The sequence below is a fragment of the Chitinophaga nivalis genome (genome assembly GCF_025989125.1).
In the GTDB taxonomy this organism is placed as follows: Bacteria; Bacteroidota; Bacteroidia; order Chitinophagales; family Chitinophagaceae; genus Chitinophaga; species Chitinophaga nivalis.
Window position 1 is genome coordinate 327,069 of the sequence record NZ_JAPDNR010000001.1, and the last position, 12,677, is coordinate 339,745.

The window sequence follows — 12,677 nt, forward strand, 5'->3', positions numbered from 1 at the left end:
CAAGCAACCGGCTTTCCCTTTTATATATCTGCAACGGCTTATCCGTTTAATTCACTTAATTCCAGCCAACGCATACCTTTATCGTCCAGCAGTTGCATAATTTCACCGATCCGGTGTGTCATCGGCTCCATCTTGTCGAACGGCAATTCACCACTGGCCAGCTGGGCTTCAATTGTCTTTTTCTCTGTTTCCAGTTTTTCTATTTCCTGCTCCAGCATTTCCAGTTCCCGCTTTTCTTTGAAAGAAAGCTTACGGGTTTTACTTTCTACTACCGGCGCCGCTACCACCTGCTCTATTCGTTCTTCTTTTTTCGGCGCTGTTTTTTTCCGGTCGTCTTCTTTCTGCCATTCACGGTACTGGGTATAGTTACCCGGGAAGTCACGCACTTCACCACCACCTTCAAATACAAACAGGTGTTCTACCAGTTTATCCATGAAATAACGGTCGTGGCTTACGATAATCACACAGCCCTGGAACTCCTGCAGGAACGTTTCCAGAATGCTGAGAGTAGGCAGATCCAGGTCATTGGTAGGTTCATCCAATACCAGGAAGTTGGGGTTGCGGAACAGGATCGACAGCAGATGCAGTCTTCTCTTTTCCCCGCCACTTAATTTGGAGATATAGGTGTATTGTTTTTCTGCGGGAAAGAGGAATAACTCCAGGAACTGCGCGGCACTCACCTTTGTACCATCAGCCAGCGGGAAGTTTTCCGCGATATTTTTCACAAATTCAATCACCCGCATATCTTCTTTCACTTCCAGCCCGGTCTGTGAGTAGTCGCCAAATACAATGGTTTCTCCCACATTGATTTTACCGGAATCCGGTTGTTCGATGCCCAGCAGCATATTGAGGAAGGTAGATTTACCGACCCCGTTTTTACCTACAATACCTACGCGCTCTCCTTTTTTAAAGGTATAGTCAAACCCTTTCAGGATCACGAGGTCATTATAAGCTTTGTATACTTTTTTCAGTTCCAGGATTTTGCCGCCCAAACGGGTCATTTTCACATTCAGCTCCAGTTGCTGCTCCTGTACACGTGTGCTGGCTCTTTCTTTTACGTCATAGAATGCATCCTGGCGGGCTTTCGACTTAGTGGTACGGGCTTTAGGCTGCTTACGCATCCACTCCAGTTCTTTCCGGTACAGGTTACGGGCCTTATCTACACTGGCCCGGTCATTTTCTTCGCGGGTGGCTTTTTTCTCCAGGTAATTTTCATAATCACCTTTGTAGATAAATAACTGTTCCTGATCCAGCTCCATGATTTCGTTACATACGCTGTCCAGGAAATAACGGTCGTGCGTTACCAGTAATAACGTGACTCTTTCCTGGTCAAGATAATTTTCCAGCCATTCAATCATGGATACATCCAGGTGGTTGGTAGGCTCGTCCATGATCAGCAATACGTGCTTATGTTCAAAGCCGATATCGATCAACACTTTAGCCAGTGCCACCCTTTTCTGCTGGCCCCCTGACAGAGAACCCACAGGCTGATCCAGTTTATGTATATTAAGTTTACCTAATATTTGTTTTACCTTGGCGTCGAAGTGCCAGGCATTCAACTCATCCATCCGGGAGATGGCAGACGCGAGCTTATCTACATCCGGTTCTATTCCTTCTTCTGTGAGCAGTTCATACTCCTTGATCACATTCAATACCGGATTATTGTGATCGAAGATATTTTCCAGTATGGTTTTACTAAGATCAAAGCCATGCTGCTGTTCCAGCATCACTACCGTTACATCTTTATGGATCCATACCTTACCGGCATCCGGTGCGTCTTTCCCGCACAGGATGCGGAGCAGGGTCGATTTCCCCGTACCGTTCAGCGCTACCAGCGCTATTTTGTCGCCTTCTTCTATATGAAAAGAAATATCCCTGAATAATGGTTTGGTACCAAAAGATTTGGTGAGCCCTTCTACTGTAACGTAATGCATACAGCGAAGTTATAAATTATCGGCAATACTGCCCGGAATAGGTATGTATGTATTTGATATTATGAATTTTTTCGTATATTCATTATAGGATAAGTGAGTAATAATGGATAAAGATTTCCCCCATACCTGGTGATAATCTCTTTTTATTAGTTACTATATCGGCCCTTTGTCCATTATCCTCCCCTCTTTGCGTAGTAAAAAAATAAAGCCCTTGCGCTTCAGACGCAAGGGCTTGTGTATTTCTAAGCAGTTGCATACTAAAAATCGTAATAGAACTGACGGAAGGTGCTACGCAATCCGAAACTGAATATCAGGTCTGTATTTTTTCCCAGCTCATTACTCACCTTCCGGGCTGCCAGAGAAGCTTCCACACGCAGGTTGTACTTAGGATTCAACACATACGCCACAGTACCCTGGGCATACAGGTAATCGGTTTTAATACCCTGTCCTACCCACACACCATACTCTTTAGGACGATTCGTATAGGGCTTGGAGATATCCCGGCCAAAGTTTGTTTTCGCATCCGGATCTTCCCCGTATTTCGCATACATGATCTGTCCTCTTCCATACCAGCGTTTGTAGCGGTAGGTAGCGATACCCAATACTTCCCAAAAGTTGGCGCCCAGTGGGTGTGCCAGCGATTGGTTATAATGTTCGTAGTTAATCAGTGTACTTCTGTAAGAGTAAGTATAGGGCCGTACCACGTTGAACTCTCCCTGCAGGTCCAGTTTATTCACCTTAAACAGGTCGAAGGAACGGAAGCCCAGCTGGGCAGATTGTTTGTTGGCCCACCAGCCTTTGCCACCAAATACTTCCTTGAGTTTAAATTCATCCAGCACCAACTGGCCGTAGATAGTCGTTTTGGGGAACAGTTTAAACTTGGCATTGGCGCCTATCAGCGCGTTATCTGATGACCCCTGTGAGAATTCAGCGGGTCTCAGGAAGATGATCGGGTTCATATAACTCCAGTCGAAACCGCGCTTACGTCCGGAAGAATCTGCATCCGGCCAGATAACGGCATCAAATAAACCGATCGTTAATCTTTTGCTCACATTCCAATCGAGGAAGTGAAATACGCCCCATTTCTTATAGAATCCCAGGTCATTATAGGCGGTAGCGTAGTCTTTGCTATGCTTATCCATGAACTGTGCCCACATAGCCGTATACTGTACATTCCCCAGGTTACCGGTTATTTTCAGGTAAGGATAACTGAAAGTGATATCAGACAATATCAGGGAACGATAGCCATCTCCGATAAAGTTTTGTCCGTATCCGGCAGTAATATTCAGGTATTTGTTAGGCGTATAGGACAGTAAAGCGGTAGCATAGTTAAAGTCAAATGCTTTGCCTTCGCTATAATCCTTGATACCTCCCTGACCGGGAACGATATCATTTTTACGGATGTACTGGTCCAGGTACAGCGGGAACTTACCTTGATTTTCAAAGAAAGTGGATTCAAAATAAAATTTCTTACCAATGTTACCTTGTACCATGGCTCCGCGTGTATTCAGCCACGTAGTTCTGCTTCCATCCTTTGTTTTTCCGATCTGGAAATCGGGCAGGAAGTCGATAAATACATTGAAATCTTTTTCCCGGATCTCAATCAGGTGCTCATTAAACAGTTTGCGGTGGAACCAGCTCCGTTTACGGCCTTCTTCCGGTGCATTATACAAGGCACTGGTATCTTCATGCAGGATCTGTCTTAAAGCTGTATGATGATTACTGGTGTCCAGGTAAAGGTCTCTGATGTCCTGATAGTTGTACGGTACTATCACTGGTAATTTTTCCTGTGCATTAGCTGCACGGAAGAGCAATAAGCTTGCTACCATCCAAATGAGATGCTTCATTAATTTCTTTTTGATTTCATTAAAATATACACGGAATCTGGCGTCACAAACATCTTATTCAAGATTCCGCAAGAGAGAACACATGACTGCTGTTGCGGACCTGTTAAGACGCAAATATAATGTTTTCAATAAATTAGGGTGACAGTAAGGGGGATTAATATCTTATTAGAAAGGAAGCAGCAGCCCTGTGAGGGCTGCTGCATTTTTTATTTTAACCAATTGGTGGCTTGTACATCCTGGTATACTTTACTGATACCCTCTTCCAATCCGATAGCAGCTTTCCAGCCATAACTATGTAACTTGGTTACATCCATCAGTTTCCGGGGAGTACCATCCGGTTTGGTGGTATCAAATACCAGCTGGCCTTCATAGCCTACTATTCTTTTTATCATGGCCGCCAGGTCGCCGATGCTGATATCTTCACCTACACCGATATTGACGAGGCCTTGCTCATTATAGTTTTGCATGAGGTAGAAGCAGGCATCTGCCATGTCATCTGCATGCAGGAATTCACGTTTAGGCGTACCCGTTCCCCACAAAGTTACTTCCGCAGCACCCTTTGTTTTTGCCTCATGCATCTTACGCAGCATGGCAGGCAATACATGGGAATTATTCAGGTCGTAGTTATCGTTGGGACCATATAGGTTGGTAGGCATCACAGAGATGAAGTTACTGCCATACTGCGCCCGATAGGCATCACACATTTCGATACCGGCAATCTTTGCGATCGCATAAGGTTCGTTGGTAGGTTCCAGCGGGCCTGTCAGCAGGTATTCTTCCTTCAGCGGCTGGGGAGCCAGTTTAGGATAAATACAGGAAGAACCCAGGAACATCAGCTTTTTCACATCATTCAGATGTGCCTGGTGAATCACGTTATTCTGTATCATCAGGTTCTCATAAATGAATTGTCCGCGGTACGTATTATTGGCCATAATGCCTCCTACTTTGGCTGCCGCCAGGAAAACGTATGCTGGTTTTTCCTGTTCAAAAAAGGCTGCCACTGCAGACTGATCACGCAAATCCAGTTCACTTGAAGTACGGGTAACAATATTGGAGAGGCCTGCTTGCTGCAAACGTCTCACAATAGCAGAACCAACCATTCCCCGGTGTCCGGCAACGTATATTTTATCTTGCTGATTCATACTATTCAAATTGGTTCAATACTTTGTAACCGGCGTCTTTCAACAGTTTTTCGCGTTGGAACAGTTCCACGTCTGCTGCCACCATTTCCTTTACCAGGGCAGGCAGATCGTATTCCGGTTTCCAGCCCAGCTGTTTTTTGGATTTGGTCGGATCGCCGATAAGCAGGTCTACCTCGGTAGGTCTGAAATAACGCGGATCAATAGCTACAACCTGCTGACCAGGTTGAAGCGGACAAGCAGCATTGCTGTTGCTTACTACAAACCCTTTTTCTTCTACGCCTTCTCCTTTGAACTCCACGACCACGCCTACTTCTGCAAATGCCATGGTAATAAAGTCTCTTACCGTAGTGGTAATACCGGTAGCAATCACATAGTCTTCGGGTTTATCCTGTTGCAGGATCAGCCACATGGCCTCTACATAATCTTTGGCATGTCCCCAGTCGCGTTTCGCGTCCAGGTTCCCCATATACAGTTTATCCTGCATGCCCAGTGACAGTTTGGCTACCGCACGGGTAATCTTCCTGGTCACAAAGGTTTCACCCCGTAAAGGGCTTTCATGGTTAAACAGGATACCGTTGCAGGCAAACATATTGTAGGCTTCCCGGTAGTTAACCGTTATCCAGTACGCATACATCTTTGCTACTGCGTATGGAGAACGGGGATAGAAAGGCGTTTTTTCTGACTGCGGTACTTCCTGCACCAGGCCGTACAACTCAGAAGTAGAAGCCTGGTATATCCTGGTTTTTTGTGTCAGCCCCAGGAGTCTAACGGCTTCCAATATACGTAAGGTGCCGATACCATCTGCATCTGCCGTGTATTCAGGTGCTTCAAAACTCACCTGTACATGGCTCATGGCACCGAGGTTATAAATTTCATCAGGCTGTACTTCCTGAATGATACGAATCAGGTTGGTACTGTCAGTCAGATCACCATAATGCAGTTTAAACCGCACATTTTTCTCATGTGGGTCCTGATATAAATGGTCTATTCTGTCTGTATTAAAAAGCGAACTTCTTCTTTTAATGCCATGGACTTCATAGCCTTTCTTCAGTAACAATTGAGCCAGGTAAGCGCCATCCTGGCCGGTAATACCTGTAATTAAAGCTACTTTCATTAAATCTTATATTGATAAACTTATTGCAAAATAATAATATGATCTAACAGATCCATGCAAATATCGCTTTTTTCGCATTCTTATTAACTGCCGGTAACCGGCAGGCGAAAAACAGGATAAAAGGCCCGGACATATAGCAAGCACCTATTTAGGCTGCATTTCAGCCATGATAGCGTTCAGTGTACTGGCCAGCCCTTCCTCCAGGGTATGCGCAGGCTTATAGCCGCTTTTGATAACCCCTTCATTGGCAAACTGTGTGGTAGCACAGAATTTCTTTACCCGCACAGAGCTGATCGGCAGTTTTTTACCTGATAACTTGGCCAGCACATCAAACCCGATTCCGCACAGGTAACCGATACCATAGGGTATTCTTATAGAAGGCAGCTTTTTGTTGAGTGCTTTTTCCGCTACCGTTACCAGCTCATTCATCGACAAATCAGGTTTATCGGCATAATTGAACACCTGATATCCTGTCATCCGCTGATTAATACAATATCTGATGAAGCCGGAAATATTTTCTACATAAGCCATGGACTTTTTATTCTCCCCTTTCCCGATCATCAGAAACTTACCGGAGGCGATTTGCTTCAGCAGGTTATATACATTCCCTTTATTGCCTGGCCCAAATACTACCGTAGGCCGGATAATTACAAGGGTACGGTTCTGCGGGTCTTTCTGATGCCATTTCCGCAATACCTCTTCTGCTTCCCATTTACTTTTACCATAGTGGTTAAAAGGATCTGCCGGATGCGCTTCTGTAGGATTCTCCTTATTCAGGCCGTAAACGGCTACTGAACTGGTAAACAGAATTTTATTGATACCCTTTTCTTCCATTACCTGCAACACCTTTTCTGTTCCCTCCACATTCACATCATAATACAAGGAGGTAGGCGCTACATCATCCCGATGCTCTGCAGCCAGCAGTACTACCCAATCCTCCGGTGATTCCCGTTGCAGGTATTTGGCTATGTCTTCCGGCTTACGTACATCCGCAATATCCGTCACTGCATTAAATACAGGAGACGCCTGTTTATCTATATTTCTGAAAGTTTTTCCTTCTGTGGTGAGCCCTTTTCCTAATACCGTACCTATAAAACCCGATCCACCAATAACAAAAATCATAAAATAGCGCTTATTTAATTAATGAACGATACAGGCCTAAGTACTTATCCTGATTGACCAATAAATTGAAATTTATATCAAAAAAAGATTTTACCGGCATTTTATACTGCACATAATTGTGCTGCAATGCCCGGATAGCCCTTTGAATATCTTCCACTGTATTATTTACCAGCAATGATTCATTGACCACGATTTCCTTACATCCGCCCACATTGCTTAATATTAAAGGCATTCCCGCTGACATAGCTTCCAGCCCTGACATAGGCAAACCTTCACTTTCTGATATCAGCACAAAAGCATCATAATCTCCAAATCCGTTGAAACTTTTGATCTCTCCCAACAGGTGTACATTATCCAGCTGCTGCGCGTGCACATAGGATCGGATTTCCTCTTCCCCCTTGCCGCCACCGACCAGGTATAACTCCGCATCCGTGACACCTTTCATCGCAGCCACCAGCAGGTCCATTCGCTTAGGATGTGCAAACCGGGCTACAGATAATAGTTTCAGCCGGCCATTGGCTGCCGGCCGGTCTGCCGCCGCCGTTGCATTAACAGGAAAGATACAATTTTTCAGTAGTACCAGCTTATCCTCCGCTATCCCTACTTTATCCCGGGCGACCTCGTAGTCTCCCGCAGATACACAGATCACCTTATCTCCCAGCCGGGCCAGATACCGCTCAATGCGGTTGAGCAGGAAAGCCAGCTTCCCGCCGTTATATACAGACGACCAGCCATGCGAAACGTAAATACTGGCAGCTCCTGCCATCTTAGCTGCAATGCGACCATACATACCGGCATTGGCCGAATTGGTCACCACCAGGCCGATACCATGTTCCTTTATGTATTTGGCAAGTCGCGTCAGGTAACCAATACTGGTTCTGCTCTCGATCCTTTTGTCCAGCAGCTGACCGGCAATTTCGCCGGCCACATGCTCTGTCAGCCAACCAGGTTCGTTGGTAGACAGATATACCTCAAACTCTTTGCTACAGATGGCAATCTGCTCCCTGACATATTTCTGGGCACCTCCCACTTCACTTTTGGTAATTAAAAATAAAATTCCCTGCTTTATTTTCATCCTATGGTTAAATCAATATTTAGCTAATTGTTTATAAACATCCAGGTGTTGCTGAATAGTTGTTGCAATATCAAAATGTTCTCTCACATATTGTTTTAATACCTGGCCTTTTTCCGCATATAGCGACGACGCTTCCAATACTTTTTTCATTACAGGATATAAGTCATCAGCAGCAGTGTAGGTGATCAGTTCATCAGAAAAGAATTCCGGGATACTGCCAACCGCTGTACAAACCACCGGTAACCCACTGGCAGCAGCTTCCAATATACTTAACGGCATTCCCTCCCATAAAGAAGGTAATAAAAAACAATTGGCCTGATTCATCAACGTCGGAATTTCCTGACTGAACCCTTTAAAAACAATCACATCATTCAGGTGATTTGTTGCAGCGTACTGCTTCAACTCATCAGACATATCTCCCTGACCAACCAGCCACACTTTAAACGGAAGCCCTTCTTTATGGAGCTTATTGGCAGCAACCAATATAGCTTTTTGGTTTTTCACTTTCTCTAAACGCGCTACGCAGATAAAAGTATACGTTTCCTCCTTTTTCACATTCAGATCGTATTCTGCTGTTGGTATTCCATTGGGAATAATGCGACAATTTGCTTCATCCTTATAAAATTTCCGATGCATTTTACGGGAAAACAAAATATCCGTACTCCGGAATGGTTTAAGCAAAAAGGTAATTACTTCTCTTAATCTGGAACCAATATTAAAGTTATGTGAAGTAAATACTATTTTAATACCGGGATGAAAAAGTTTAATCAAACAAGCGAATACCAGCGAATGAAACATGTGGGCATGTAAAACAGCATTTTTTTCCTGTCTCAATAACCGGGCAAAATGAAGTGCTTTACTGATTAAAGCGAAAGGTTGTTGTCTGATATTTAAAGGCGTCACTTCAATTTTCGCAGCTGTAAATAATGGCAATAGATCTAGCTGGTTATCATTCAATACAATTACTTTTTGTGAGTAACCTTTATTGATTAATTCCCGGCAAATATTAAATACGAACTTTTCCGCTCCTCCTCCTCCTAATCCTGTAATTATATGTACCACCTTCATTCAAAAGATTCTTTTATGATCTGAAACTATTTAGGTTAAAATTTTAAGTTAGAAACAGTATTAGCTGTTTTAATATTCCCTTTCCGGGAACCTGTCACGATCTTCTCCCCTTTTACTTTCACGCCATCAAATTTCACATCGCCAATATTAGTAAAGGAGTTATTCAGCAGATCTCCGATCTCGTATCCAAAAACCAGTGATAATTTCTTATTGGCAGCTACGGATTGAGAAAAGGTGTTATTGTTTAAGTTTACGTAGGAAATCCAGGTCATTACCAATACCTTACTGGTATAGTCGCTCGTGTTATCATATACTACTTTGTTTTTAGACAAAATAGTGTTGATACGGCTTTTCTTCCAATCACCATGTAATGATAACAATGCTCTACTCCCCATAGGAGTAACCCTTGTAAAGGAATTATTTAACGGAATCCCAGCGTTGGAGATATAATTATTGACAACTTTAATAGGATTAGGAGTAGGTCTTTCCTGGCAAACCAATGAGGTAAAAATACCTATTTCTGAACCAGTTAAGGTGTTGTTGGAAATGGTATGCCCGCCCAGATCACCTTCAATGTGAATATCCCGATCGTAACCGGACACTTTGTTTCTATCTACGATACAATTTTCTGTATTAAATTCCAGTACAATACCTGCACGGCCAAATTGTTTGGTAACATTCAGGTCATTCTTTACAATATTGTTTCGAATCTGCGCACCGGTAACATTCGACAAATATATTCCATCTCCATACTCATCCTGATAACCTCCACTGGAGGATGGATGCAACCCCCAGCAATTAAGGAGCTGGTTATTTACAATTTTAACCTGCCTTGCATTTACATCTGTTGAAGCCTTTCCACGTTTATCATGTACAACATAAATACCTTCTCCGTACACATCACGGATAGTCATATTGTATATATTAATATTGGATAAATTAAATAAAGCTATACCAAATACATACATGCCTGGTTTATCGTAGAAGGGATGCGAAGCAGAAAAAGGAGGATTATATCCAATAATGGAAAGATCGTGAATAATTGCCGTTCCTGATGGCTGCTGATTTCCTTTCAACATGAAAAAGCTGGTAAATTTTTTTGTCATCAACTTGCTCTTACCTTTTTCACCATATATTTCGATAGAGAAGGCATCCCTATTGGTATACTGTATAGGAGCAGTTAATAAGTAGTCCCCTGCAGGAAAGAAGACGGTGGCTTTATCACTTTTTTTAGCTTCGTCGAAACACTGCTGAATAGCTTTCGTATCATCTGAAACACCGTCTCCTTTAGCGCCATAACTTTTCACATTCAACGTATTCCCAACCTGGGATTGCATTGCTGTTGCGTTGCCAACAATACAAAACAAAGCTGCTATCAGATAGCTGATTATACCGAAATGCTTTTTCATAATTGTAAGTTTTAAGAAACTATTTATTTTTTTGCAAAAAAGCGTAAAGCTTTAGATCTGAGATGAATCAATTTTATTCCCCAGCTGCTTGCAATAAACAATCCTAATAAGTATCCAACATCTTTTGTTTCAATAAATCTTCTATATAGTAAACTGGTAGTATATGCGATATTCCGTTTAAGGTTACTGTTATTATTAGTAGCACTGTTACCATGCGTTCTATACTGCAATAATTTATCCGTAAGGTTGTGAAACGTATAATTACGATCAAGCATTCTTAGCCATAAATCATAATCCTCTGCCGTAAAACCATAAGCATAACCACCAGCTTTTAAGAAGGCTTCTTTTTTAAACATGACAGTTGGGTGGCACATACAGCATTTTAGCCGCATGTTTCGCTTAATGTCATTATGATTTTCATAAAAAACATAATTGGATGCAATAATGCTTCCGTCTTCATTAATCCTATCAAAATTAGAACCTAAAACATCGATTTCCGGATGGGCTTGCATATATTCTATTTGCCTGGCAAATCTGTTCACATCCGCGATATCATCTGCATCCATTCTGGCAATATACCTGCCCTGCGCCACATCTACCCCATAATTAAGATTATAAGGTAACTGCCCAATAGTAGTACGATATATTTTTATCCGGGGATCCAGTGCTTTGTAGGCACTCAGTTTATTGAAAAAAACATCCTCACAATTATTGGCCACTATAATAAACTCAAACGCAGTAAAGGTTTGATTCAGAATACTCCGAACCGCTTCCTCTAAATAGCCATCATCCTTATTGACAGCCATTACGCAACTTATTAATAATTCGTTATTCATTTTTATGAAACTTTCAGCTTTCAATAACACTTCTGTACGGCAAGTATCTGTTTGGGTTATCACCATCCTTACCATCGAGTATAAGTGCTGTATACCCACGGAAAAACAGGATGAATATTATACCTGCATATACAATGTATTTTCCGTATGCCTCTTTAAAATAAATTAATAAAAATGGATATAATATACAGCTTGCAAAAGCGAAATATTGTATAAATCGCAACAGCACAAATACCTGACTTAATACCAGGTAGCTTACATTATATAATATAAATATATTTAAGAAGACATTAAAATACTTTTGTCGCCTTTCAAACTCCTCTCTTTTATACAATAGCAATCCTAATATTAAGGTCCTTTCTATAAATAAAGTACCTAATAGTTTAGGCTTAGACAACGATTCATTGGTCAGATAATCAGAGTACCTTGCCAACATTCCCCCCATGCTGGATAAAGCATAAGTAAACAATTGAGACACCACATTAAATTGATAACATAAAATGGCGATCAGAAATGCCAACAGGATGTACTTGCTTTTCCAACGTTTATTCAGAATAAAATATAATGGGAATAATATAAGAGCGGAATTATGGAAGCAACAGGCCAATATCACGCAGACATAGTATTTTATGTAGTTCTTATTGACTATATACTTTACAGACCAGAAAAAAATACTGATGGATAGTACTTGCCGGAGTATGCTAAAATTGTCCGGGTAACCGTACATATAGTAACAAAAGACGGTTGCCAGCGGGAAAAGGCTATATTCTTTAATTCTTAAGAAAACCAGCGTTAGTGAAGTGAAAGCAAGCCCCAGGAAAACAAACTGGTTATGGTTGACAATTGTCTTAAAAAATGAAACCAGTGCTATAAACCCAGGTTCCAGAATTTCTCTGACTGCCGGAGAAGTCCGGCCAAAATCATACAGTGGAAATATCTCATTAAAAAAATTATTGTAATCCCTCCAATCAGGTCCTGTATTGTATCTTAGACCGGCAAAAAAAACGAGTATAGCAAACGCAAAGAAAAGCAGAAAGGTTTTTAGGTAAACCTGCTCTTTTGAAAGTTTGATTAAGTCTATCCCTCCAATGATTGCCAGAACTATAAAAACAAATAAATATATCATAACC

The 12,677-nt window shown here is 42.0% G+C and carries 10 protein-coding genes; all 10 read right to left on the bottom strand.

Annotated features, from left to right (window positions below; translation table 11 throughout):
* Positions 1-38 precede the first annotated feature (38 nt).
* The 10 genes from OL444_RS01360 to OL444_RS01405 all read right to left on the bottom strand — a co-directional run bounded on the left by OL444_RS01360 (position 39) and on the right by OL444_RS01405 (position 12,673).
* The gene (locus tag OL444_RS01360) at positions 39-1,934 is read right to left on the bottom strand and encodes an ABC-F family ATP-binding cassette domain-containing protein (RefSeq protein WP_264735044.1); all 1,896 of its coding nucleotides are present in this window, start codon (positions 1,932-1,934) and stop codon (positions 39-41) included.
* A gap of 257 nt (positions 1,935-2,191) precedes the next feature.
* Entirely contained in the window at positions 2,192-3,781 is a 1,590-nt protein-coding gene (locus tag OL444_RS01365; RefSeq protein ID WP_264735043.1) for a hypothetical protein, read from the bottom strand.
* Positions 3,782-3,987: 206 nt separating this feature from the next.
* The gene (fcl, locus tag OL444_RS01370; protein ID WP_264735042.1) at positions 3,988-4,923 is read right to left on the bottom strand and encodes a GDP-L-fucose synthase; all 936 of its coding nucleotides are present in this window, start codon (positions 4,921-4,923) and stop codon (positions 3,988-3,990) included.
* Position 4,924: 1 nt separating this feature from the next.
* The gene (gene gmd, locus OL444_RS01375) at positions 4,925-6,037 is read right to left on the bottom strand and encodes a GDP-mannose 4,6-dehydratase (RefSeq protein ID WP_264735041.1); all 1,113 of its coding nucleotides are present in this window, start codon (positions 6,035-6,037) and stop codon (positions 4,925-4,927) included.
* Positions 6,038-6,181: 144 nt separating this feature from the next.
* Positions 6,182-7,159: an NAD-dependent epimerase/dehydratase family protein gene (locus tag OL444_RS01380; RefSeq protein WP_264735040.1), complete on the bottom strand. Its 978-nt coding sequence runs from the start codon at positions 7,157-7,159 to the stop codon at positions 6,182-6,184.
* 10 nt (positions 7,160-7,169) lie between these two features.
* The gene (locus OL444_RS01385; protein WP_264735039.1) at positions 7,170-8,234 is read right to left on the bottom strand and encodes a glycosyltransferase; all 1,065 of its coding nucleotides are present in this window, start codon (positions 8,232-8,234) and stop codon (positions 7,170-7,172) included.
* 12 nt (positions 8,235-8,246) lie between these two features.
* Positions 8,247-9,302, bottom strand: a complete 1,056-nt coding sequence (locus tag OL444_RS01390; RefSeq protein WP_264735038.1) for a glycosyltransferase family 4 protein — start codon at positions 9,300-9,302, stop codon at positions 8,247-8,249.
* Between the two features lie 35 nt (positions 9,303-9,337).
* Positions 9,338-10,711: a glycosyl hydrolase family 28-related protein gene (locus OL444_RS01395; protein ID WP_264735037.1), complete on the bottom strand. Its 1,374-nt coding sequence runs from the start codon at positions 10,709-10,711 to the stop codon at positions 9,338-9,340.
* Between the two features lie 23 nt (positions 10,712-10,734).
* Complete coding sequence (locus OL444_RS01400; RefSeq protein WP_264735036.1) at positions 10,735-11,547, bottom strand: glycosyltransferase; 813 nt, start codon at positions 11,545-11,547, stop codon at positions 10,735-10,737.
* Positions 11,548-11,560: 13 nt separating this feature from the next.
* On the bottom strand, positions 11,561-12,673 hold the full coding sequence (locus tag OL444_RS01405) for an EpsG family protein (protein ID WP_264735035.1): 1,113 nt from the start codon (positions 12,671-12,673) through the stop codon (positions 11,561-11,563).
* Positions 12,674-12,677 lie beyond the last annotated feature (4 nt).